This is a genomic window from Parafrankia soli, from assembly GCF_001854695.1.
Taxonomy (GTDB): domain Bacteria; phylum Actinomycetota; class Actinomycetes; order Frankiales; family Frankiaceae; genus Parafrankia; species Parafrankia soli.
Genome location: NZ_MAXA01000102.1, coordinates 51,287 through 74,072 on the forward strand (window position 1 = coordinate 51,287; position 22,786 = coordinate 74,072).

At 73.4% G+C, this 22,786-nt stretch carries 20 protein-coding genes and 1 pseudogene; 14 read left to right on the forward strand and 7 right to left on the reverse strand.

Annotated features, from left to right (window positions below; translation table 11 throughout):
- Positions 1-136: 136 nt before the first annotated feature.
- Positions 137-2,047, forward strand: coding sequence for a nucleoside-diphosphate sugar epimerase/dehydratase (locus tag BBK14_RS10065; protein ID WP_241831363.1), 1,911 nt, complete (start codon positions 137-139; stop codon positions 2,045-2,047).
- A 361-nt stretch (positions 2,048-2,408) separates the two neighbouring features.
- Here BBK14_RS10065 and BBK14_RS41645 read toward each other — a convergent pair.
- Positions 2,409-3,059 (reverse strand): annotated as a pseudogene (locus BBK14_RS41645) (NAD-dependent epimerase/dehydratase family protein); the annotation flags it as partial.
- Between the two features lie 175 nt (positions 3,060-3,234).
- Between BBK14_RS41645 and BBK14_RS10075 the strand changes: the two are divergent.
- The 10 genes from BBK14_RS10075 to BBK14_RS10115 all read left to right on the forward strand — a co-directional run bounded on the left by BBK14_RS10075 (position 3,235) and on the right by BBK14_RS10115 (position 12,412).
- Entirely contained in the window at positions 3,235-3,975 is a 741-nt protein-coding gene (locus BBK14_RS10075; RefSeq protein WP_071061306.1) for a NeuD/PglB/VioB family sugar acetyltransferase, read from the forward strand.
- A gap of 7 nt (positions 3,976-3,982) precedes the next feature.
- Complete coding sequence (locus BBK14_RS10080) at positions 3,983-4,738, forward strand: tyrosine-protein phosphatase (protein ID WP_071061308.1); 756 nt, start codon at positions 3,983-3,985, stop codon at positions 4,736-4,738.
- Between the two features lie 82 nt (positions 4,739-4,820).
- Entirely contained in the window at positions 4,821-5,351 is a 531-nt protein-coding gene (locus BBK14_RS10085; RefSeq protein WP_071061309.1) for a transglycosylase SLT domain-containing protein, read from the forward strand.
- A 9-nt stretch (positions 5,352-5,360) separates the two neighbouring features.
- A complete protein-coding gene (locus tag BBK14_RS10090; protein ID WP_241831368.1) occupies positions 5,361-7,001 on the forward strand; it encodes a PucR family transcriptional regulator in 1,641 nt (546 codons plus the stop codon).
- A gap of 244 nt (positions 7,002-7,245) precedes the next feature.
- Positions 7,246-8,232 carry an ACP S-malonyltransferase gene (locus BBK14_RS10095; protein ID WP_071061311.1) on the forward strand — a complete coding sequence of 329 codons (987 nt, stop codon included), beginning with the start codon at positions 7,246-7,248 and terminating at the stop codon, positions 8,230-8,232.
- Positions 8,229-9,167, forward strand: a complete 939-nt coding sequence (locus BBK14_RS10100; RefSeq protein ID WP_071061313.1) for a beta-ketoacyl-ACP synthase III — start codon at positions 8,229-8,231, stop codon at positions 9,165-9,167. Before BBK14_RS10095 ends, BBK14_RS10100 begins: the two co-directional genes overlap by 4 nt.
- The gene (locus BBK14_RS37750) at positions 9,158-9,340 is read left to right on the forward strand and encodes a hypothetical protein (protein WP_112106388.1); all 183 of its coding nucleotides are present in this window, start codon (positions 9,158-9,160) and stop codon (positions 9,338-9,340) included. Before BBK14_RS10100 ends, BBK14_RS37750 begins: the two co-directional genes overlap by 10 nt.
- 17 nt (positions 9,341-9,357) lie before the next feature.
- The gene (locus BBK14_RS10105) at positions 9,358-9,606 is read left to right on the forward strand and encodes an acyl carrier protein (protein ID WP_020458891.1); all 249 of its coding nucleotides are present in this window, start codon (positions 9,358-9,360) and stop codon (positions 9,604-9,606) included.
- Positions 9,603-10,829, forward strand: coding sequence for a beta-ketoacyl-ACP synthase II (locus BBK14_RS10110; RefSeq protein WP_071061315.1), 1,227 nt, complete (start codon positions 9,603-9,605; stop codon positions 10,827-10,829). The genes BBK14_RS10105 and BBK14_RS10110 overlap by 4 nt, the downstream gene beginning before the upstream one ends.
- A 179-nt stretch (positions 10,830-11,008) precedes the next feature.
- A complete protein-coding gene (locus BBK14_RS10115) occupies positions 11,009-12,412 on the forward strand; it encodes an acyl-CoA carboxylase subunit beta (protein WP_041253743.1) in 1,404 nt (467 codons plus the stop codon).
- A gap of 251 nt (positions 12,413-12,663) precedes the next feature.
- Here BBK14_RS10115 and BBK14_RS10120 read toward each other — a convergent pair whose 3' ends face one another.
- The gene (locus BBK14_RS10120) at positions 12,664-13,173 is read right to left on the reverse strand and encodes a DUF222 domain-containing protein (protein ID WP_071061317.1); all 510 of its coding nucleotides are present in this window, start codon (positions 13,171-13,173) and stop codon (positions 12,664-12,666) included.
- Positions 13,174-13,518: 345 nt separating this feature from the next.
- Here BBK14_RS10120 and BBK14_RS10125 point away from each other — a divergent pair, with 345 nt between their 5' ends.
- Positions 13,519-15,183, forward strand: coding sequence for an MFS transporter (locus tag BBK14_RS10125; RefSeq protein ID WP_338045446.1), 1,665 nt, complete (start codon positions 13,519-13,521; stop codon positions 15,181-15,183).
- A gap of 478 nt (positions 15,184-15,661) precedes the next feature.
- Here BBK14_RS10125 and BBK14_RS10130 read toward each other — a convergent pair whose 3' ends face one another.
- On the reverse strand, positions 15,662-18,070 hold the full coding sequence (locus tag BBK14_RS10130) for an AAA family ATPase (protein ID WP_071061319.1): 2,409 nt from the start codon (positions 18,068-18,070) through the stop codon (positions 15,662-15,664).
- Positions 18,071-18,072: 2 nt separating this feature from the next.
- The gene (locus BBK14_RS10135) at positions 18,073-18,738 is read right to left on the reverse strand and encodes a hypothetical protein (RefSeq protein ID WP_071061321.1); all 666 of its coding nucleotides are present in this window, start codon (positions 18,736-18,738) and stop codon (positions 18,073-18,075) included.
- 403 nt (positions 18,739-19,141) lie between these two features.
- On the opposite strand from BBK14_RS10135, the gene BBK14_RS10140 reads away from it, so the two are divergent.
- Entirely contained in the window at positions 19,142-19,576 is a 435-nt protein-coding gene (locus BBK14_RS10140; protein ID WP_071061323.1) for a hypothetical protein, read from the forward strand.
- Positions 19,577-19,586: 10 nt separating this feature from the next.
- Here BBK14_RS10140 and BBK14_RS10145 read toward each other — a convergent pair whose 3' ends face one another.
- Genes BBK14_RS10145 through moaA form a run of 3 tightly spaced genes read right to left on the reverse strand, consistent with a single transcriptional unit; the run spans position 19,587 to position 21,582 of the window.
- Positions 19,587-19,946 (reverse strand): DUF6457 domain-containing protein, encoded by a 360-nt coding sequence (locus BBK14_RS10145; RefSeq protein ID WP_071061324.1) that lies wholly within the window; start codon positions 19,944-19,946, stop codon positions 19,587-19,589.
- A complete protein-coding gene (gene mobA / locus BBK14_RS10150) occupies positions 19,946-20,599 on the reverse strand; it encodes a molybdenum cofactor guanylyltransferase (protein WP_071061325.1) in 654 nt (217 codons plus the stop codon). The genes BBK14_RS10145 and mobA overlap by 1 nt, the downstream gene beginning before the upstream one ends.
- Complete coding sequence (moaA, locus tag BBK14_RS10155) at positions 20,596-21,582, reverse strand: GTP 3',8-cyclase MoaA (protein ID WP_071061326.1); 987 nt, start codon at positions 21,580-21,582, stop codon at positions 20,596-20,598. Before moaA ends, mobA begins: the two co-directional genes overlap by 4 nt.
- Positions 21,583-21,944: 362 nt before the next feature.
- Between moaA and ppgK the strand changes: the two genes are divergently transcribed.
- Positions 21,945-22,772 carry a polyphosphate--glucose phosphotransferase gene (gene ppgK, locus BBK14_RS10160; protein ID WP_041253742.1) on the forward strand — a complete coding sequence of 276 codons (828 nt, stop codon included), beginning with the start codon at positions 21,945-21,947 and terminating at the stop codon, positions 22,770-22,772.
- Positions 22,773-22,786: the final 14 nt, after the last annotated feature.

Here is a 22,786-nt window from a genome sequence, read left to right on the forward strand (position 1 = left end):
CCTCTCCCGAACACTCACCGTGACACTCGACAGACACAACGTACCGCAGTTGTAGTTGTCCATTTACGCACAGTGGCAATTACTCTATGGCCTCATGTGGAGACGTAGAGTAGACGGATCGCGTCACGGTCTGTGGATGACAGCGGTCGCACGGCGCGTGTCGCGCCTCAATCTCCGTCAGCGGGTCGGGCTCCAGATCGTCCTGGACGTCTGTGCGCTMGCGCTCGGGTTCACCGCCGCCCAGGTCGGCAGGCTCGACCTCGACCCGGCCGCGCTGGCCGACCCAAGCTTCTGGGTCATCGTCTTCCTGGCCACCTGCCTGCTCCACTTCCTGGGCACGGCGCTGCACCTCTACCTGGGCCGGTACCGGTTCGGCGGGTTCGAGGAGGTGCTGGGCATCCTGGTCACGGTGGCCCTCACCGTCCTCGGGGTGCTCGTCGTGGTGATGGCGTTCGGCGCGCCCCGGCCGGTTCCGCTCAGCGTGCCGCCGCTCGGCGGGGCGGTGACCCTGGTACTGATGTTCGGCGTCCGTTACCTGTGGAGACTGACGGAGGAGCGGCTGCGCCGGCCGGCCCCGGACGCGGCCGAGCCCCTGATCGTCTTCGGCGCGGGCGACGGCGGGCAGATGGTGCTCACCGCGATGCTGCGCACGCCGAGCAGCCCCTACTACCCGGTCGCGCTGCTCGACGACGACCAGCGGACCTGGAACCTGCAGCTTTCCGGGGTGCGGGTCCGCGGCGGCCGGGACGCGATCGCCGGCGTCGCGGCATCCACCGGCGCGCGCACCCTGCTCGTCGCGATCCCCAGCGCGGACGCGGCCCTACTGCGGGAGATCAGCGCGCTGGCCGAACCGGCCGGGCTCGCCGTCAAGGTGCTCCCCCGCGTCGTCGACCTGGTGGACGGCACCGTCGGCGTCGCGGACATCCGCGATCTCGACCTCGCCGACCTGCTCGGCCGGCGGCAGATCCAGACCGACATGACAGCCGCCGAGCGGTACCTCACCGGGCGCCGCGTCCTGGTGACCGGCGCCGGCGGGTCGATCGGATCGGAGCTGTGCCGGCAGATCCACGCCTTCGGGCCGGCCGAGCTGATCATGCTGGACCGGGACGAGTCGGCATTGCGCGCCGTCCAGCTCTCGCTGCACGGCCGGGCGATGCTCGAGGACGACGCGATCGTCCTCGGCGACATCCGCGACACCGAGCTGATGGCCTCGCTGTTCGCCGCCCGCCGGCCCGAGGTCGTCTTCCACGCCGCGGCGCTCAAGCACCTCCCGCTGCTGGAGCGCTTCCCGGGTGAGTCGGTGAAGACGAACCTGTGGGGGACGCTGACCGTCCTGGAGGCCGCGGTCGCCTGCGGGGTGCGGCGCCTGGTGAACATCTCGACGGACAAGGCCGCCAACCCGAGCAGCGTGCTCGGCCACTCCAAGCGGATCACCGAGCGCCTCACCGCCCACGTCGCCGGGCAGGCGCCGGGGGTGCTGGTCAGCGTCCGCTTCGGCAACGTGCTCGGCAGCAACGGCTCGGTGCTGACCGTCTTCGCCGGCCAGCTCGCCGCGGGAGGGCCGCTGACGGTCACCCACCCGGAGGTGACCCGCTACTTCATGACCGTCCAGGAGGCCGTCCAGCTCGTCCTGCAGGCCGGGGCGCTGGGCTCGGCCGGCGAGGCGCTGGTCCTCGACATGGGGGAACCGGTGGGCATCGCGGACGTCGCCCGTCGCATCGCGGCCCGCGCGCCCGCGCCGGTGGACATCGTCTACACCGGGCTCGGCGCGGGCGAGAAGCTGCACGAGGAGCTGCTGGGCGCCGGCGAGTGGGACTCCCGGCCGCAACACCCGCTGATCTCGCAGGTACCGGTGCCGCCGCTGGACCCGGCCGCCGTCCGGGACGTCGACCCGTACGCGGCGCCGGATCTGATCCGGGCCACGCTGGCCCGGCTGGCCACCGAACAGCCCACGCCGAAAGTGCCGCGCCAGGCCGGTCCACGCCAGGACGAGCCGCGCCAGGACGGGCCGCCCGAGCTCGGGTCGGGTGAGGCTCGGGTCGGGTGAGCCGGCGGTGACGGTCAGCGGTGGGGGGTGTCCGCGGATCTGGGCGCGGCGCCGGGGCCTCGCCGAGGCGTTCCCGGTACCAGTGCACGGTCTCCTCCAGGGTCGCCCGCAGGTCAGAGCGCTCGACGGAGCCGAACAGCGCGTGCATGGCGTCCGGGCGGGCGCACGAGTCGCGGACGTCCCCGGCGCGCGGCGCGCCGTGCGCCACGTCCAGCCGGCGGCCGAGGATGTCCTCGAGGTGGGCGACCAACGCCAGCAGGTCGGTGCTCGTCCCGAACGCCAGGTTCACCGGCCCGGGGTGGGCCAGCCGGCGGCAGGCCGCGTCGGCCAGCAGCCCGGCGACCGCCTCGACGTAGGTGAAGTCCCTGGTCTGCCGGCCGTCGCCGTGCACCGGCAACGGACGTCCACGCAGCGCGGCGTCGATGAACGACGGCACGACGGCGGCGTGGGCGCGCCGGGCCGGCTGGTACGGGCCGTAGACGTTGAACAGCCGCGCGACCAGGACCGGCAGCCCGAAGCTCGCCTGGTGCGCCAGGGCGTACCCCTCGGCCGCCAGCGCGCTGGCCGCGTACGGGCTGGTCGGACGCGGCGGGTCGTCCTCGGTCTGGGGGCGGCCGCCGGACGTCCCGTACACCAGAGCGGAGGAGACGACCACCACGTGGGTCTCGCCCCGCTGCGCCACGTCGAGCACGGTCAGTGTGCCGGTCGTATTGACGTGGTGGGTGGCCAGCGGGTCGAGCAGCGAGCGCTCGACGGAGGGCCGCGCAGCCAGGTGGACGACGCTGTCCGCCCCGGTGCAGGCGTCCTCCAGCAGCTCACGGTCGGTGACGCTGCCGAGGACGAGGCGCGCGGGCAGGCCGAGCAGGTTCGACCGGGCTCCGGTGCTGAGGTCGTCGACCACGACCACCTCACAGCCATGGGCCAGCAGCGCACGGGTCAGGTGGGCACCGATGAACCCGGCGCCCCCGGTCACCACGACCCTCATCGTCCGAATCACTCCCCATGAGCACATCAAGCGACGATAAGCAACCGATCAGATACCTATAGTAATCGAATCGAGGGAAGCGGACGGCGATACCGCACATCCCGGGGCGGCGCACCCTCCAGGCGGGCGGCACCGCCCGACAGGATCGACTACTCAGAGTGTCCGATTGAACGGGAGCCGTCATCGCTCTACGGTCGGCCCCGTGCCAGACCTCGGACGCCAGCTCGTCATCGTGGGAGCCGGCGGCCACGGCCGCGAGCTCCTCGACCTCGTCGAGGCGGTCAACGCCGCCAGCGACCGGGACATCTACCGGTTCCTCGGGTTCCTCGACGACGGCGAGGTCGATCCCGACCCGCTCGCCCGGCGCGGGAGCACCGTGCTGGGCGGGCTCGACCTGCTGGCCAGCCTCGAGGCCGACTACCTGATCGGCGTCGGCGCGGCGGCCTCACGGGCCCGCATCGACCGGTACGCCAGCGCGTGCGGACGGCGCCCGGCCACGATCGTCCATCCCCGCGCCCACCTGGGCGGCGACGTGAAGCTCGGGCCGGGCACCGTGGTCTGCGCGCTCGCGAGCCTCACCACCAACATCGAGACGGGCCGGCACGTCCTGGTGAACATCGGTGCCGGCATCGCGCACGACTGCCGCCTCGGCGACTACGCGACGCTCGCCCCCGGCGCCCGGATCGGCGGCGGCGTCGAGGTCGGCCCCGGCGCCTGGGTGGGGATGCAGGCCAGCGTCGTGCGGAGCCGGCGGATCGGCGCCGGGGCGGTGGTCGGCGCCGGGGCGGTCGTCACCGGCGACGTGCGCCCCGGACTCGTCGTGGCCGGGGTGCCGGCCCGCCCGATCGACCCGTCCGACGCCGGTGCGGACGCCGCCCGGCCACCGATAGTGGAACCGAGGACACCCGAACCCCAGTCCGGGGCACCCCGAGCCGACCTATGATCGGGAGGTGCACCGGTGGTTAGACCTAGCAGGCACCGACAACACCCGTGACCTCGGCGGGATGCCGACGTCCGACGGGCGTCTGACCCGGTCGGGCGTCTTCCTGCGCAGCGACACCCTGCAGGAGCTGACCACCGCCGACGTGGCCCGGCTGCGCGAGGTGTTCGGCCTGCGGACCGTGCTCGACCTGCGGGCCCGGGTGGAGGCCGCGCGGGAGGGCCGCGGCCCGCTGGAGTACGAGGACGTGGCCTACCACAACCACTCGTTCCTGCCCGGCGAATGGATCATGCCGGACGATCCCCGGTTCCCCGCGATCGTGAAGGACCTCGACTCGGTCGACCGGGTCGAGCACTACCTGGACTACCTCCGCCTGGCCGGGGACGCCGTGGCCGAATCCATCCGCCTGCTCGCCCAGCCGGTGACGGGGCCGGCACTGTTCCACTGTGCCGCCGGCAAGGACCGCACCGGCGTACTGTCGGCGCTCCTGCTCGGGATCGTCGGCGTCGACGACGAGGCGATCATCAAGGACTACACCCTGACCAACGAGCGCATCGCCCGGGTCGACGCCCGGCTCGCCCGCCGCCCGTCCTACAACCGGCCCGAGGATCCGCTGACCATCGACAAGATGAGCTGCCGGCCGGAGGTCATGCGCGGTTTTCTCGGCGGTGTCGCCKAGATCTGGGGTGGTCCGGCCGCCTGGGCGCGCGGGGCGGGCGTCCCCGAGGAGGACCTGCGCTCGCTGCGGTCACGGCTTGTCGGGTGAGGGGGGGCGACGGCTGGAACGGCCGCGACGAAGACCACAATCGCTCGGACACATCACCCGTACGGAACGGACAACAGGAGGCATGATCCGGCGCGCGCCCGTCACCGCGGTCCTGGCCGTGGTCATCGTGATCGCGCTGCTGTCCGGATGCAGCCACATCTTCGAACGACCCTTCGCCGACGTGCCCGCCGACCTGATCCCCGTGTTCCAGGCCGCGGCCGCCACCTACGGGGTCCTCAGCGCGGCGCAGCTCGCCGCGCAGGCCAGGGTGGAGAGCAGCTTCGATCCCGCGGCCGTCTCGCACGCCGGCGCCCGCGGCATGATGCAGTTCCTCCCGACCACCTGGGCGGAGTTCGGCATCGACGGCAGCGGCGACGGCCGCGCCGACCCCCTCGAGCCCCGCGACGCGATCGTCTCGGCGGCCAACTACGAGGCACACCTGGCCGAGGCCGTGGCCAATCTGCCCGGGGATCGCATCTCCCTGGTGCTCGCGGCCTACAACGCGGGGCCGGACGCCGTCCGCGTCGCGGGAGGCATCCCGGACTTCGACGAGACCCGCTCCTATGTCGCTCGGGTGCATGACTGGGCCGCCACCTATCGGGACCAGCTCTGACGGCGTGACATGCTCGACGCCGTGGCAGCAGACCGGTCCGGCGAGGCATCCGCGCACGAGCCCGCAGCCGGTGACGGGGTGACCACCGAGACCCCGGCCGAACCGGGCTCGGCCGGACCGGGCTCAGCCGGACCGGGCTCAGCCGGTCGGGGATCGCCGGCGGAGGGCGCTCCGCTGCCCCCGTCGCTCTCACCGGCCACCGCGGCCTCCTTCTCCTCCTCCACCCCCGTCTCGTCGACGTCGGGCCCCGGCCACGTCGTGCCGCCGGCCCGGACCGCGCCGCCCGCGCGGGACGACTCCCCCGACGGCGCACCGGCCGGCCGCGCGCTCCCGCCCCGCGGGTCCACCGACGAGGTGATCCGCCGGGTCGAGCTGGCCAGCGGCCGGCTCGCCGCGCGGGCGGTCACCCGGATGACGGAGGTTCTCCCCTGGTACCCGGCGATGTCCGCCCGGCACCGGGCGGACATCCGGCTCGTGGTCCAGGCCGGGATCTCGTCGTTCGTCGAGTGGTGCCGCCGCCCCGAGCACGCCCGGGAGCTGTCCGGCGACGTCTTCCGGGTCGCGCCCCGCGAGCTGGTGCGGGCGGTGACCTTCCGCCGGCTGGTCGACCTCGTCCGGGTCGCCGTCGAGGCCATCGAGGCCGAGGTGCCGACGCTGGCCGGCCCGGAGCACGAGCAGCGCCTGCTCGCCGACGTGCTCCGCTACTCCCGGGACATCGCGTTCGCGGGCGCGGTGGTGTACGCGCGGGCCGCCGAGGAGCGCGGCGCGTGGGACGCCCGGCTGGAGGCGCTGGTCGTCGACCACGTGGTGCGTGGCGAGGTCGACCGCAGCCTGCCGTCGCGGGCCGCCGCGGTCGGCTGGCGCAACCCGCCGTCGGTCACCGTCGTCGTCGGCGCGGCGCCGCCGACCTCGCCCGAGGTCGCTGTCGACGAGGTGCACCGGCTGGCCCGGGCGGCCGGCCTCGAGGTGCTCGCCGGGGTCCACCACGACCGGCTCGTGATGGTGGTCGGCGGCGCGTTCGGCCCGGACGACGGCGACCCGCCGGGCCCGCCCGGCAACGGGAGCGGCGGGAGCGGGCCGGGCGGCGCTGGCGGGTCCGGGTCCGGGTCCGCGTCGCCGTCCACCGCGGGGGGCACCGCGGGCGGGCCCGGCCGCGGTGCCCCGGCGGCGGCCGGCGACGCGGACACCGCGCTGGAGGCGGCCCGCGCGCTGCTGCCGGCCTGCGGGCCGGGCCCCGTGGTAGTCGGGCCGATCGCGGGCGATCTCACCGGGGCGCCCCGGTGCGCCCGCGCGGCGCTCGCCGCCGCGGACGTCGTCGCCGCCTGGCCGGCGGCGCCGCGCCCGGTCTCGGCGAGCGCGCTGCTGCCGGAGCTCGCGCTGGCCGGTGATCCGGACGCGCGGCAGAGCCTGATCAGGGAGGTCTACCTCCCGCTGCGCCACGCCGGCACCCCGCTGTTGGAGACAGCCGGCGCATACCTCGACTTCGGCGCGTCGCTGGAGGCGACCGCCCGGGCGCTCTACCTTCATCCGAACACGGTGCGTTACCGACTGCGCAAGGCCGCGGACGTCTGCGGTCTCGATCCCGCCGATCACCGCGAGCGGTTCATACTGCACATCGCTCTGGTACTCGGTCGCCTGGACGGTACGTAACCTACAGGTCAGATCGGACCGGACCCCCGTCCGCGACCTGCCCGCGCGGCCCCTCCCGTCGGTGCGAGAACCGTCACACCAAGCAAATTTACTGCCCTGTCACCGGATTCCGGTCCAGAGGCGTGGAGGGGCACTTCCGTACCGTCGGAGCCTGCCGCTTTGTAGGACACCGACAACGAGCCGACGAGACATCGGTGACTCGTCGCCAGCGACAACGACCGGCCACACGGGGTTAGGTGAATACGTGCTCGCGATCCTCGCACCAGGACAGGGTGCTCAGACGCCGGGACAGCTCCGTCCCTGGCTGGAACTCGACGGCGTCGAGTCCCGGCTGCGCTGGTGGTCGGCGGCGGCCGGTTTGGACCTCGTCGACATCGGCTGTGAGGCACCGGCGGAGACGATCCGGGATACCGCGATCGCCCAGCCGCTCATCGTCGCGAACGGACTGCTGGCCGCCGAGCAGCTCGGCCTGCTGCCGGCGGCCCCCGCCGGCGGCGCCCGCGCCGTCGTGGCCGGGCACAGCGTCGGCGAGATCACCGGCGCCGCGATCACCGGCGCGCTCACCCCGGAGTCGGCGCTGCTGTTCGTCGGCCTGCGGGGCCGCGCGATGGCCGAGGCGTCCGCGCGGACCCCCACCGGGATGACCGCGCTGCTCGGTGGCGACCCGGACGAGGTCGCCGCGGCGCTGGAGGGAATGGGCCTCACCGCCGCGAACCGCAACGGCGCCGGGCAGATCGTCGCCGCGGGCACGCTCGAGGACCTCGCGAAACTCGCCGACTCCCCGCCACCGAAGACGAAGCTGCGGCCCCTGTCCGTAGCCGGCGCGTTCCACACCCACCACATGGCCTCGGCCGGCGACGCGCTGCGCGCCGTCGCGGGCGGCATCCGGCCCGGGGCTCCGGTCCTCGGCCAGCTCTCCAACGCCGACGGCGCCGCGGTGCACGACGGCGCCGACCTCCTCACCCGGCTGGTCACCCAGGTGGCGGCACCGGTGCGCTGGGATCTGTGCCTGGCCGCCATGCGCGAGGCCGGGGTGACCGCCGTGATCGAGCTGCCGCCCGCCGGCACGCTCGCCGGCATCGCCCGGCGCGAGCTGCGGGGAGCGAAGATCGTCGCGGTGAAGACGCCCGCCGATCTGGACGCCGCCCGCGAGCTCGTCGCCGAGTACCTGCCCCCCGCCGGAGTGGCCGTGCCGACCCAGGCCGAGTCCCTGGTCGGGGCGACCTCATGACAGGGGCGCGGTTGCTGGGGCTGGGCACCTACCGCCCGGGCCGGCTGGTCACCAACGACGAGATCACCCGGCAGGTCGACACCTCGGACCTCTGGATCCGCACCCGGACCGGCATCTCGACCCGGCGGATCGCCGACGACGACGAGACCACGGTCGCGATGGGGGTCAGCGCGGCGGACAAGGCGCTGGCCGCCGCCGGGCTGGCCGCCCGCGACGTCGACGCCGTGATCGGGGCGACCTGCACGGCGCCGTCCCAGATCCCGGGCACCGCGCCGCAGGTCGCCGCCCGGCTCGGCGCGTCGGCCGCGGGGACCTTCGACATCAACGGCGGGTGCGCCGGCTTCTGCTACGCCGTCTCCACCGCGGCGGACATGGTGCGGGCCGGCAGCGCCCGGCACGTGCTGGTCGTCGCGACCGAGCGGCTCTCCGACTACACCGACTGGAGTGACCGTTCCACCTGCATCCTGCTCGCGGACGGCGCCGGCGCGGTCGTGATCGGTGCCGCCGAGACCGATCACATCGGCCCGGCTGTCTGGGGCCACGACGGGTCGCGGCCCGAGGCGATCCAGGTTCCCGGGCGGGGCGACAACTCGTTCCGCATGGAGGGCCCGGCCGTGTTCCGTTGGGCCATCTCGCTCGTTCCCACCCTGCGCACGGTCTGCGACCGGGCCGGTGTGGCGCCCGAAGAGCTGGCCGCGATCGTGCCGCACCAGGCGAACCTGCGCATCGTCGAGGCGCTCGCGGGTGGCCTCGGCGTCCCCGACGTGCCGATCGCCCGCGATGTGGTGGACTCCGGCAACACGTCCGCGGCGAGCATCCCGCTGGCGCTCGACCGGATGATGGAAGCCGGCGAGGTCGTCTCGGGCGATCCGGTGCTGCTGTTCGGTTTCGGCGCCGGCCTGACCTACTGCGGACAGGTCGTCCGATGCCCCTGAGCACCGACGTCCCCGAGCACCACATTTCTCCCAGGTACTCCGCTGCCCCCGAGTACCCCGGCCCGAGCCGCGGCCACCCGTGCCGCGACCGGGCCCCGCACCACCGCCGGACGGAGCTGCCCGCGCGGGCCGCCCGTCCAGCCACCGGCTCGGCCGGAACGCTGATCCCGTAACGCACAGGAGGAAAGCCATGTCGCAAACCGATATTCTCGCCGGCCTCGCCGCGATCCTCGAGGAAGTCGCCGGTGTGGACCCGGCCGACGTCACCGCGGACAAGACCTTCATCGACGACCTGGACGTCGACTCGCTCTCCATGGTCGAGGTCGTCGTCGCGGCCGAGGAGAAGTTCGGCGTGAAGATCCCGGACGAGGACGTCAAGACCCTCAAGACCGTCGGCGACGCCGTCTCGTACATCCAGCGGGCGGGTGTCGCCGCGTGACCCCGACCCCCAGGCAGGTCGTCGTCACCGGCCTCGGGGCTACCACTCCCCTCGGCGGCGACGTGCCGTCCACGTGGGAGGGGCTGCTCTCCGGCCGCTCCGGCGCGCGTCGCCTGACCGAGGACTGGGTCGAACAGCTCCCCGTCCACATCGCCGCCCCGCTCGCGGTCGAGCCACCGCTGGGCCGCGTCGAGGCCAGAACTCTCGACCGCAGCCAGCAGATGGCGCTGGTCGCCGCGCGGGAGGCATGGGCCCACGCGGGCTCCCCGGAAGTCGACTCGGAGCGCCTCGCCGTCTGCGTGGCGTCCGGGATCGGCGGGGTGCTGACCCTGCTCAACCAGCACGACGTGCTGCGGGAGCGTGGGGCTCGACGGGTGTCGCCGCACGTCGTGCCGATGCTGATGCCAAACGGCCCGGCGAGCACGGTCGGCCTGGCGTTCGGTGCCAAGGCCGGTGTGCACGCGCCGGTCAGCGCGTGTGCGTCCGGCTCGGAGGCGATCGCGCTGGCGCTGGACATCATCCGCGCCGGCCGGGCGGACATCGTGATCGCCGGCGGCACGGAGGCGGCGATCGCCGCCCTGCCGATCGCCGGGTTCGCGCAGATGCAGGCGCTCTCCCGGCGTAACGACGCTCCCGAGACCGCCTCGCGGCCGTTCGACAAGGCCCGGGACGGCTTCCTGCTCGGCGAGGGCGCGGCGGTCATCGTGGTGGAGGCGGCGGAACACGCGCAGGCACGCGGCGCGCGGGTCCTCGGGACCCTCGCCGGCGCCGGCATCAGCTCGGACGCCTACCACGTGGCCGCGACGGATCCGACCGGTGCCGGCGCGGCCCGGGCGATCCGGGCGGCGCTGCGCTCGGCCTCCCTGGAGCCCGAGGACGTCATCCACGTCAACGCGCACGCGACGTCGACCCCGACCGGAGACGTCGCCGAGTCGATCGCGCTTCGGCTGGCGCTGGGCTCCGCGCTCGACTCGATCGCGGTGACCTCGACCAAGTCGATGACCGGCCACCTGCTCGGGGCGGCCGGCGCGCTGGAGGCCGTGGTCACGCTGCTCTCGCTGCGCGAGCGCGTCGTCCCCGCGACGCGCAATCTCGACGCGCTCGACGACGAGATCGCCCTGGATGTCGTGAGCATCGACAACCGGGAGCTCGGCACCGGCGCGGGCCTGTCGAACTCGTTCGGGTTCGGTGGGCACGACGTCTGTCTCGCGTTCACGGTGTAGGACGCACGCCCGGCGCCCCGAGGGAAGACCGTGCCGCCGCCGCGGCGGCGGCACGCCCGGGGGCGCCGGGACGGTTCGCCGGGATCCAAGCCCCGGCCAGGCAACACCTCACGGTGGCCGCACCGGGGCCGCCATCTGCGCAGGAGCAGGCTGATACCGCTCAACCAAGGAGACCTACGGTGAGTCTGTCCACCATCGACCGCACCGATTCCCGAACTCCCGTCTCGCGGCTGAGCCGCTTCTTCGACCCGGACACGCTCTCGCTGTTCGCCTCCGCCGACGGTTCGGGTGTCGTGGCCGGCCAGGGCCTCGTCGACGGCAACGAGGTCGTCGCCTTCGCCACCGACCCCACGGTCCAGGGCGGCGCGATGGGCCGGGACGGCTGCGCGCGCATCGTGCACGCGATCGAGTCGGCCGTCCGGATGAGCTGCCCCGTGATCGGTATCTGGCACTCCGGGGGCGCCCGCCTGCAGGAGGGTGTGGCCTCGCTCGACGGCGTCGGCCGGGTGTTCGCGGCGACGGTCCGAGCCTCGGGACGGGTGCCACAGATCTCGCTGGTCCTCGGGGCCGCGGCCGGCGGCGCCGCCTACGGCCCGGCGCTCACCGACCTGGTCATCACCGGGCCCGACGCGAAGGTCTTCGTCACCGGCCCGGACGTCGTCCGCTCGGTGACCGGCGAGGAGTGCACGGCCGACAGCCTCGGCGGCCCCGAGGTCCACTCGACCCGCAGCGGAGTCGTCCACCTCGCCTGCGACACCGACGACGCCGCGTTCGACCGGACCCGCGCGATCACCGCGCTGCTGGCCGACCAGGGCTCCATCGGCCACGTCGCCGAGCGTGAGCTCGGCGATCTGCTGCCGGAGAACCCCCGCCGCGCCTACGACGTGCGACCGCTCGTCGCCGGCCTGCTCGACGACGAGGTCGTCGAGCTGCACCCCAAGTGGGCGCGCAACATCGTCACGGCCCTCGGCCGCCTCGGCGGGCGGACGGTCGGCGTGGTGGCGAACAACCCGCTGCGCCGCGGTGGCTGCCTCGACGCGCTCTCGGCGGAGAAGGCCTCGCGGTTCGTGCGGATGTGCGACTCGTTCGGGATCCCGCTCGTGGTGCTCGTCGACGTCCCCGGCTACCTGCCCGGCGTGGGCCAGGAGTGGGAGGGTGTGGTCCGGCGCGGCGCGAAACTGCTCTACGCCTTCTCCGAGTGCACCGTGCCCCGGGTCACCGTCGTCACCCGCAAGGCCTACGGCGGCGCGTACATCGCGATGAACGCCCGCTGCCTGGGCGCGACCGCGGTCTACGCGTGGCCGACCGCGCAGCTCGCGGTCATGGGGGCGGAGGCCGCGGTCGGCATCCTGCACCGCCGGCAGCTGGCCGAGGTGCCCGCCCAGCGCCGCCCGGACGTGATGGCCGAGCTGGCCGAGGAGCACGTCCGCACCGTCGGCGGGATCGACCGCGCGGTGGAGCTGGGCGTGGTGGACGCGGTCGTCACACCGGCGACGACCCGCGGGGCGGTCGCGGCCGCGCTCGCCGACGCGGTCGCCGCGGCCCGGGTGGACAAGAACGTTCACGGCAACATCCCTCTGTAGTTCCTCCCGCTCCGCCCGGCCCGCCGGCCGGGGCGCCGGCCCTCGACGGCTCCGGCCCTCGACGGTGCTGGACTTCAGCGGCGCTGGACTTCGAGACGTGGCGGCCGGGCGAGTCCCTGGACTCCCCCGGCCGCCACGTCTCATCTCGGGGCTGTCGCCCTCCGGCCCGTGCTCCCGGGCCTCGCCACCGGACGCCGTCGCGGCCCACCGAGCCCGCCCGGCGCAGTGGGCCCGCCCGGCGCAGTGGCCCGTCACGACCCAGGGGGCTCAGACCCGCCCGGGAGCCGTGGGCTCTCCGACTCGGCCAGGCGGATCCACGTCCGGACGACGTTGCCCATCTGACGGGGGTTCATCCACAGGGCCGCGCGGGCGAAGATCGGGTCGGCGCTGCGCGCGAGCTCGCCGCGCGCGGCCTCCAGCGCGGGGGCGATGGCGCGGACGTGGTCGAAGCTGATCGTGCCCGTCCGGAAGGCCTCCGCGGTCACCGGCAGGGATCGCAGCGCGCGCGCCACCGTAAGCGCCGAGGTCGTCGTGGGGTGGACAAGCCTGCACTCCCGGCGCAGCCAGGCGGCCGCCGACCGGGCACCGTCGAGGTTCCACAGTTCGCGCCGGTCGAACTCCGCGAGCAGACGGACCCAGCAGGCGTCGGTGGCGTCGACGAGCCGGCGCACGTCCGTCACCAGCAGGGCGAGCTCGGCGTCCGGCACCTCTCCGGGATCCACGGCCGCCAGCCGGGCCACCTGCGCGTCGAGATCCTTCACGGCCGCCTCCTGTCCGACACCCGCACTCCACTCACTGAACGCCCCGTGTGCGGCGCCACCCCACGCCCGCCACCTCCGCAGGCCCTGCCGACGGGGCCTGCCCTACCGGCGGCCCCTGCCCCGCCTGCGGGCAGCGCCTGCCCACCCGGCCACACCGAGACTGTCGAACACATGTTCGAATGCTAGGGCATCATCACCCAGCCACCAAGCCACGGCCCGGATACATGACCGATCCGCGCCCCCGAGCCACCCTGCTCCACCCTCGTTCCCACCCGCCCACGAAATACTTAGCTGCGCGAAATAAATATCGGCCGGGGCGTGTTGGGAACCTCGGAGGTGCACCGCATGAGTCGTTCGGACCAGGTCACGTCGAGGACGAGCGCAGGAGGCGCGGAGGAGGCAGGCACCCGGGCGCTGTCGTCCACAGGCACCTTCGCCGCCCTACAGGTACCGAACTTCCGCCTCTTCCTCGGCGGTCAGGTGGTCTCGCTCTGCGGGACCTGGATGCAGATGATCGCCCTGGGCTGGCTGGTGCTGTCGCTCGGCGCGTCCGGCACCGAACTCGGGCTCGTCACCGCGGCCCAGTTCCTGCCCGTGCTGCTGTTCGGCGCCTACGGCGGGCTGATCGCCGACCGCTCGAACACCCGCAGGCTCCTGATCACCACCCAGATCATTCTCGGTTCCCTCGCCGTCCTGCTCGGCGTCCTGGACCTGACGGGCACGGCCCAGCTGTGGATGGTCGCCGCCGTCGCGGCGGCGATCGGGATGACCAGCGCGGTGGACAACCCGGCGCGGCAGAGCTTCGTCCAGGAGATGGTGGGGTCGGAGTTCCTGCCCAACGCCGTCACGCTGAACTCGGTGACCATGAACGCGGCCCGGGTCGTCGGGCCGGGCATCGCCGGCATCCTCATCAGCCTGGTCGGCACCAGCGGCTGTTTCCTGCTGAACGGCGCCTCGTTCGTCGCCGTGGTCATCGCGCTGCAGCGGATCGACACCGCGGCGCTGGTGCGCCGACGTCCCGTGCCGCGGGCACCGGGGCAGGTGCGCTCCGGGCTCGCCTACGCGATGCGGACGCCGAGCCTGCGGATCCCGCTGCTCATGATGGCCGTGATCGGAGCGTTGTCCTACGAGTTCCAGGTCGTGCTGCCGCTCGTGGCACGTGAGACCTTTGACGGGTCGGCCGCGACGTACAGCCTTCTCACCGGCGCGATGGGTGCGGGGGCCGTGGCCGGTGGCCTGGTCGTCGCCCGGCACCGGCGGGTGGGGATCCCGGCCCTGGCGGTCACCTCCGGGGTGTTCGGCGTGGTCACCCTGGTAGCAGCCGCGGCCCCGGTGCTGGCGCTGGAGGTCGCCGCGCTCGTGGTGGTCGGCGCGGCGAGCGTCGCGTTCATCTCCACCGGCAACGCGACCGTGCAACTCTCCGCGGCACCGGAGATGCGTGGCCGGGTGATGGCCCTGTGGTCGGTGGCGTTCCTCGGCTCGACCCCGGTCGGCGGCCCGATCGCGGGCTGGGTGTCCGAGACGTTCGGTGCGCGGGCCGGCCTGGCGATGGCCGGCGTGGCGGCGTTGGCCGGATCCGCCTTCGCGGCGGCGTCCCTGCGCAGCCAGGCGGCGCGCGCGCAGGCTGTCCCGGCGGCCGCGGCCAGCCCCGGACCACCGGCCGCGCCAGGCGTCGACCCGCCACTCGCCACAGGCATCGTCACCGCAGACGGCACCGCGCTCGACGCGGACGCAACGCTCGCCGGTGGCACCGCTCTCATCGCTGGCACAGTGAGCGACGCTGACGCAGCAGGAGACGCTGACACAGCGCTCACCGCCGGCCCCACACACCGCGCTGGCACGGCAGGCGACGCTGGCACAGTGGGCGACGCTGGCACGGCGGGAGGCACCGCGATGTCGGATGACCCAACTGCGTCCGCGCCGACCGACACCGTGCTCGGTAACCCGGTCGCGGGTGTTCTGAGCGCGGCGGCCGCACCGCAGCGCGGGCCGGCTCTCCAGGACGTCTGACACCCCGCGCCGGGGCTCGGAGATCACGGCTCGGGGGTCCGAGGTCGGGGGTCGGGGTCCGAGGTCGGGGGTCGGGGGTCAGGGTCCGAGGTCGGGGGTCGGGGGTCGTAGATTGAACGCGAGGAGACCAGCCGTTCACGCGGTCTCGCCCGCGCAAGAGGCAAAGGCGGCCTCATCACCGCGGGACTGCCCCGACCACGGGACTACCCAGACCGCCATCTATCGGGCAAAACACCCCGGATATCGAGGGAACCTGCTCGCCCTTTGGCGCCCTTCTCGCTGTTTCGGGCCGGATTCCGCCGAATCTGGCTACAAAACGGCGAGAAGGAAACCAAAAGGCGAGTGGCGCGCGGCCAGGGCTCCGACCGGCGCCGGCACCGCCCGGCACCACCGAACACCGACACCGAACACCGACACCGATCGGCACCGCCCGGCCAGTGCCCGTGGCGTGGCGGGGCGGGGCGGGGCGGCGGCGACGTCAGTTGGCGGTGGAGGGGCCCTCCGGGAGTGCCCGTGGCACGGAGGGCGCCCCGCGGGCGGCTGCCCGGCCGAGTTCGGGAAGCTCCCGGAGATCGTCGTGGTGCATCCCGCGGTGTGCCTGGACCGCCGAGCGGTGGTAGTCCTCCGCGACGGCCATGAACCCCGGTTCCATGTAGCGGCGGCCGTCGACCGTCGGGCCGACCGTCCCCTCCATGATGGCCTCGACGTCCTCGCCGGTGATCGTCTTGTGGGTCTCCAGCGCATGGGTGAGGGACAGCACCTCGCGCCGGTTCGCGGACAGGACGGCCTCGGTGCGGGCGTAGATCTCCCGCAGCTTGGCCTCGACCTGCTCACCGAAGGGCCGGTCCGAGTCGATGGACGCCTGGCCCATCTGGTGCTCGATCATGCTCAGCCGGGACGCGAGCGTCTCGCCCATCGCGGCCGAGGAGATGTTGCTCGACACCAGCAGGGTGGCGCTGCGCAGGTCACCACCGACACCCACGGTGTTGTCGCCGTCGAAGAACATCCGCTCGCCGGCGAGCGAGGCGAGGGAGACCATCACCTGGACCTCGATCTCCGACTTCCACATGAACATGCGGTCCTCGACCGCGACGTGCGCGACGAACCCGCCGACTCCGCCACGCCGCTCGATGGTCGCCAGGTCGATGACCCGTCCGCGCTGGGTGCGGTAGGCGACGACGGCGTGGCAGGCCTCGTGCAGCGCGATGCTGTGCCGCTCGCGGGCGATGTGCTCGTGGTCGTCGGCGAGGCCGTACTCCTTGACCACCCGGGCCCGCAGCATGTCCTGCCAGGTGATGATCTCGCGGCCGTCCTTGACGGCCTGCACCAGCGCCTCGTTCACCGTGTCCTTGATCGTGGCGCCGGTGGCCTCCGGGCTCATGATGGCGAGGCGCTCGACCTGGTCCGGGGTCAGCTCGTGGCGCACCTTGGCCAGATAGCCCTCGAAGGTCCGGATCCGGCCCTCCTTGCTGGGGTAGCCGACCTTGTAGATGCGGTCGATGCGCCCGGGCCGCAGCAGCGCCTCGTCCAGCGACTGGGGCATGTTCGTCGCCATCATCACCAGGATGCGGTACTTCGGCGGCGGCTTCGGACGCATGCCGAGGGTCCGCCGGACGACCCGGTTGAGGAATCCGCGGGGCTTCTTCAGGCCGGACATCTCGGTGAGCAGGGCCTGCAGGGTCCCGTCGGCACCGGACCCGCCCATCCCCCCGCCCATGACGAAGTTCTCGCGCTGGGCGTGGTCGCGGGCGATCTGGGCCCGGGCGAACGAGTCCAGGTAGGAGAAGCCGTTGCAGGCGTCCACGGACTCCGCGCCCACCGGCACGCCGAACGGGTTGTGCCCGGTGGAGAAGGCCGCCGCTCCCGCGCCGAGCTTGCCGCCGCCACTGAAGCCACCGGCGAGCTGACCACGGTTGCCGAGCGTGTCGGCCTCGTCGAAGAAGACGATCACGCCACCGTAGCGCAGTGACAGCTTGCGCAGCTTGCGGAACAGCGACTTCACCTTCATGATGCCGACGCCCATGAACATCGCCGAGAAGGCGCCCGGGTCGACGAAGACGTAGGGCTTGCCCGTCTCGCCGGCCACCGCCTCGGCGATCAGCGTCTTGCCCGTGCCGGGCGGGCCCCACAGCAGAATGCCGCCGGGGACGTAACCGCCCCTGTCCTCGATCTCCTCGGGGCGCTCCAGGTAGAAGACGTTCTCCTGGACCCGGCTGACGACGTGGTCCTGGCCCCAGACGTCGGCGAAGCGGGTCTTGATGTCCTCGGGGAAGTAGACCTCGACGCCGCCCTTGGAGAGGAACCAGAAGATGGCGACGAACTGCCCGACGACGACCACCAGCAGCAGCACCATCTGCAGGACGAGCGGGATGGCCTTCCACGCCGCGCCGGGCAGGCCGACCGTCGCCTCGAAGATGGACTGGTCGACGATGCGCGCGTAGACGAACAGGAACAGCGCGAACGCGGCCACGACCTTCAGTGCCCGGCTGGCCCGGTACCGGTTCCAGTCGTTGAAGCGCAGCAGCCGGCGCTCGGCGCGGCCGAACACCTTGTCCGTCCAGAACACGTAGTACCGCGACGACCGCTCGCCGAGGAAGATGTGGATCTGGTGGACCACCTCGAGCCCGAACAGGGCCAGGATCCACCAGCTCGACCGCGACTGGATGCGGAACGCGTCGCCCCAGGTCATCAGCGGGTTGCCGGAGACGTCCGCCGCGACCACGAAGGCGAAGAGCGCGCCGAGCAGGAGCAGGAACTTGGTTCTGTCCCACAGCGCCGCGGGACGTCGGCGCGGCGCGGTCGAGGAGTCGGAAGCGGCGTCGCCCGCGGTGGTCTCCCCCGCGGGCGCGGAGGAACCCGAACTGGTCGCCCGGTCGGTTGCGCTCATGCCTACTGCCCTCGGTCCGTCGGCTTGATGGTGAACGAGCCCGTGACCTCGCCGATCTGCCCCCCGTGCTGGGTGTAGCAGAGCGCTGAACAGGCCAGGACGAGCTGGTAGAGCACGGTCTGGTTCTGGTCCAGCAGGCTGGTCTGGTCGATGGTGACCAGCCCGGCCGCGGTGGCGACCTGGTAGATCAGGTGCACGCCGTGGACGCCGCTGTCCTGCGCCACCTTCTCGTCGGCCAGGAGCAGGAAGCTGGGCGCGAGGCGCGCGCCGTACGGGTCCTGGCGGACGGCCTCCTCCTGCGCCGCGACCGCGTCGTCGACGGTGACCACGAAGTTGCGCAGGTCGTTCGTGGAGACCGCATTGGCCTCCTCCGGAAGAAGATGCCGAACCTGGACGAAGCCCTTCGGCAGCGGCGCGTCGGGAACGAACAGACTGGTCTCGTCGAACTTCTCGGCGGCATCCAGCCCGACGACCCACTCGCGTGACATCAGGCCGCGCAACATCTCGGGGCTCACATTGCGGGCGTCGATGCCGAACAGGGCCGGCCCGGGCATCTCCTGATACGTCCAGGCCGCCGGCACCTTCAGGAACGCGCCGTCATCTTTGTTCGTCACATAGTCGTAACTAGACGCCCCGCACCCGGAGATCAGGACGAGCAGCGCCACCACCGCGGCGACGGCCAGTACCGGGGCTGGCCTCGGCCTCGACCCTGGCCGGGGTCGTGGCAGCGGTCGCGGCCAGCGGCCACGACTTGTAACCTCCACGGCGATCCTCCAGCCTCGCGAGGTCGATCCCATGGTGCGACGCCGGGCCATGGATACACCGTTGACCGGCGGGTCGGGCCATGGATCTCTCATTTCCCACGGTAAGTGTGACTCATTCCGGCRCACCGCCGAAGAGCCTTCACCAGAAAGAGGCATTGCGGGTACCCTCCGCTGTCACGGCCGGCTCCCCCGGTTCGCTTCCGACGTCGGGTTCCACCCTGCGTCGCGTCTCTGTCTGCCGCCAGTCGGGCGGTTGACAACACCCCACCGTCTGGACAGTTCCGGCGACGGGGGCACACTGTGGTGCATGGCGCATTACCGGCGCGGCCGCAAGGTTCCAGCGCTACCCCCGGTGCGCAGGCACATCGTCGGCGGCCTGACCGTGGTGGCCGTGTTCGTGATGGTTGGCCTGACGGTGTGGCGCCCACTCGCGGCGCTGCCGGCCCTCGTCGTCATCGCCGCTCTCGGCGTGCTGGACTACGTGATCGTCACGACGTCACCGGCCACGCGGAACCTGCCCTCCGGCCCGCTGAGCGGCCGCGAGCTCGACTGGGAGTCCGGGCTGATCGAGGCCGCGCCCGGGCTCGTCGACGCCCCCACCCAGATGCTGCCGCGCCTCACCTTCGGCTACCCCCGCGACGACGCCGAGGACGTCCCCGAACCAGACGCCGAGGACGTCCACACGATGGCCATCGACATGCGCGGCTACCTGGACGAGACCGGCCCCGTCCGCATGCACTAGCCGTCGTGCACTAGCCGTCGTGCTTGGAGTCGTGCTCGGGTAGGAGGGCCAGCACCGTGTCCGCGGCGGCTCGGACGTCGGCGGCGCTGCCGCCACGGCGGCCGGCGGCCAGCCCGACCAGGAACCCCGTCAGCGGGGCGGCGGGGCGCGCGACGCCGTGGGCGACATCCCGGGCGAGATCGAGGATGAGCGTGGCGTCCACGGAACCGGGTTCCAGGCCGAGCGCGGTGCTCGCCCGACTCACCCACTCGTCCAGAACGTCGCCGAGACGCTGAGCCTCGCCACCGGCCGCCCCGGGTGCGGCCGCCGCACCAGTGCTTGCGGGGCGCTCGGCCGCCGAGGGCCCGCCCGCCTCGTTGTCGTCTGTCATCAGGGCATCGTGCCCGAGCCGTGCGTTCCGGGGACCGCCCGGGCCCGGGCCGCCGCCAGCGACGCCGGGTCGTCGCAGTCAAGGCAGGCGTCGGCGGTGGCGGGGACGGTCCGCACATCCCGCCCGGCCAGCAGCGAGCGCACCGAGCGGCCCGTCGGGTCCGCCGGCAGGGCGGCGCGCAGCGCGGCGGTGCCCCAGGCCGCCGCAAGGTACTGCGGCCGGCCCGCCGGATCGGCCAGCACCGCCACGTCGGCGTCACGGTGACCCGGTGGCTCGCCGCGCAGCGATCCGAGAAGGTCGGCGAGCTCCGCGGCGCCGATGAAGGGCAGGTCGACCGCGAGTACCGCTACCAGCGGGGCCTCGACGAGCCGCAGCCCGGCGGCGATGGCGGCGACCGGCCCGCCGCCCGGCGGGTCCTCGCGGGTCCAGCGGACCGACCGGGAACCGGGCCGGGCCGGGCGCGGCGGCCCGACGATGACGATCCGCTCGGCCGCGCCGGCGGCGGCGAGCACCCTGTCCAGCAGCCGCAGGCCACCGACAACGGCGCTGGCCTTGTCCTGGCCGCCGAGCCGCTGGGAGTGGCCGCCGGCGAGGACCAGTGCGTCCCACGGTTCACCCAGCTCCCCCGACGGCGACGGCGAGAGTGATGTCACCCGCCGATCGCCGACATCGGCCGGGCCGGCTGGTGGAAGCCCGGCGTGTCGATGCCGTGGCCGGCGTGTTTCCCCCACACCGCGCGGACCCAGCGGTCGGCGAGGTCGTCGTCGGTGGCGCCGGACCGCATCGGGCCGCGCAGGTCGGATTCGTCCCGGGCGAACAGGCAGTTGCGGACCTGCCCGTCCGCGGTGAGCCGGACCCGGTCGCAGGCCGCGCAGAACGGCGCGGACACCGAGCCGATCACCCCGACGGTGCCCGGCCCCCCGTCGACGGCGAACAGCTCTGCGGGTGCGCTCCCCCGCCCCGGCAACGCGGTCAGGACGAACTCCGCCTCCAGCCGGGTCAGGATCTCGCCGGCCGTGATCATCTCGGTGCGGCGCCAGCCGTGCTGGGCGTCCAGCGGCATCTGTTCGATGAAGCGCAGCTCGTAGCCGCGCGCGAGGCACCAGCGCAGCAGCGGCGCGGCCTCGTCGTCGTTCAGGCCACGGAGGAGCACCGCGTTCACCTTCACCGGGATCAGCCCGGCGTCGGCCGCGGCGGCGAGGCCGGCCAGGACGTCGTCGAGCCGGTTCCGGCGGGTGATCCGGGCGAAGCGCTCCGGGCGAAGCGTGTCCAGGGAGACGTTGACGCGGTCCAGGCCGGCGGCGGCGAGCGGGCCGGCCAGGCCGGCCAGGCGCAGGCCGTTGGTGGTGAGCGAGAGCTCGGGCCGGGGCGAGAGCGCCGCCATCCGCTCGACCAGGCGCACCAGCCCCGGACGCAGCGTGGGCTCGCCGCCGGTCAGCCGGATCTCGGTGACGCCCAGCCGGGCCACCGCGATCGTGACCAGCCGCAGGATCTCGTCGTCGGTGAGGAGCAGCGGATTCGGCAGCCAGTCGAGCCCCTCGGCGGGCATGCAGTAGCTGCAGCGGAGGTTGCACCGGTCGGTCAGCGACACCCGAAGGTCGGTGGCGACCCGCCCGTGGGAATCGGTCAACCGCATCTCATCAGAGTAGGTGCCCTCAGAACAGGACACACGCGTTGTCCGGCCCACCCCGGGCGATCTCCGGTCCCGCCTGGAGCGGCATGGACGTCCGCCGGAGACCGGGCTCACCACCGAAAGCGCCCGCCGCCGCCACGGCGTCGGGCGGGCCTGCGAAACTACGACAGGCACAACCAGGCCAGGCACGGCTCGGCACGACGCGGCACCCGGGGTCCGGGGCACGACCGCTCGGTGCCCGCCGCGCCGGGCCTCACTGATTCCCTCGCCTCCGCCGGAGGTACCGGAGGTCGCGGGCTCCCGCCGGGAGGCCGCGCCGCCGCCAGGAGAGCGACGTACAGCGACACATGCGGGAGGACGGCGCAATGCGGGTCTTCGGGGTCGACATCGGTGGGACGGGCATCAAGGGCGCCCCGGTCGACATCGAGGACGGCACGCTGGCTGCGCCGCGGTTCCGGCTCCCGACGCCGCAGCCCGCGGACCCGGAGTCGGTCGCGCGGACCGTCGCGGAGGTCGTCGCGCACTTCGAGTGGACGGGCCCGGTCGGCGCCACGTTCCCGGCGGTGATCAAGTCCGGGGTCGCCCGCACCGCCGCGAACGTCGACGAGGCCTGGATCGACACCGACGTCTCCGCGGTGCTCGGCGGGGCACTCGGGCCGGCACTGGCCGGCTCGGAGGTCGCCGTCGTCAACGACGCCGACGCCGCCGGGGTGGCCGAGATGGCGTTCGGCGCCGGCCGTGACACCTCCGGCCTCGTCGTCATGACGACGTTCGGCACCGGGATCGGGACGGCGCTGTTCCTGCACGGCCAGCTCGTACCGAACACCGAGCTGGGGCACCTGGAGATCCAGGGCCACGACGCGGAGACGCGGGCGTCCGAGGCCGTCCGGGAGCGTGAGGATCTCTCCTGGGAGAAGTGGGCCAAGCGGGTCAACCGCTACCTGAGCACCCTCGAGGCCCTGTTGTGGCCGGATCTGATCATCATCGGCGGCGGCGCCAGCCGGAAGGCGGAGAAGTTCTTCGACCACCTCGAACTGCGCACGAAGGTGGTGCCCGCCCAGCTCCAGAACGAGGCGGGCGTCGTCGGGGCGGCGCTGTACGCCGGCGGTGACCAGACCCGCGCCCGGCCCGCCCCGCGCCCGGCCCGACGGCGCGGGCCGGCGACCCGGCCGCCCGGCGGCCGTCGCCCCTGAGCGCCGGCCCCGGC

Excerpts from the sequence above, each read along its gene's own strand:
- BBK14_RS37750 (WP_112106388.1), top strand. The coding sequence starts at position 9,158 with ATGCCCCTGAGCACCGACGTCCCCGAGCACCACATTTCTCCCAGGTAC.
- BBK14_RS10145 (WP_071061324.1), bottom strand. The coding sequence starts at position 19,946 with ATGACAGACGACAACGAGGCGGGCGGGCCCTCGGCGGCCGAGCGCCCC.
- BBK14_RS10130 (WP_071061319.1), bottom strand. The coding sequence starts at position 18,070 with ATGAGCGCAACCGACCGGGCGACCAGTTCGGGTTCCTCCGCGCCCGCG.
- BBK14_RS10125 (WP_338045446.1), top strand. The coding sequence starts at position 13,519 with ATGAGTCGTTCGGACCAGGTCACGTCGAGGACGAGCGCAGGAGGCGCG.
- BBK14_RS10105 (WP_020458891.1), top strand. The coding sequence starts at position 9,358 with ATGTCGCAAACCGATATTCTCGCCGGCCTCGCCGCGATCCTCGAGGAA.
- BBK14_RS10100 (WP_071061313.1), top strand. The coding sequence starts at position 8,229 with ATGACAGGGGCGCGGTTGCTGGGGCTGGGCACCTACCGCCCGGGCCGG.
- BBK14_RS10090 (WP_241831368.1), top strand. The coding sequence starts at position 5,361 with ATGCTCGACGCCGTGGCAGCAGACCGGTCCGGCGAGGCATCCGCGCAC.
- ppgK (WP_041253742.1), top strand. The coding sequence starts at position 21,945 with ATGCGGGTCTTCGGGGTCGACATCGGTGGGACGGGCATCAAGGGCGCC.
- moaA (WP_071061326.1), bottom strand. The coding sequence starts at position 21,582 with ATGCGGTTGACCGATTCCCACGGGCGGGTCGCCACCGACCTTCGGGTG.
- BBK14_RS10085 (WP_071061309.1), top strand. The coding sequence starts at position 4,821 with ATGATCCGGCGCGCGCCCGTCACCGCGGTCCTGGCCGTGGTCATCGTG.
- BBK14_RS10140 (WP_071061323.1), top strand. The coding sequence starts at position 19,142 with ATGGCGCATTACCGGCGCGGCCGCAAGGTTCCAGCGCTACCCCCGGTG.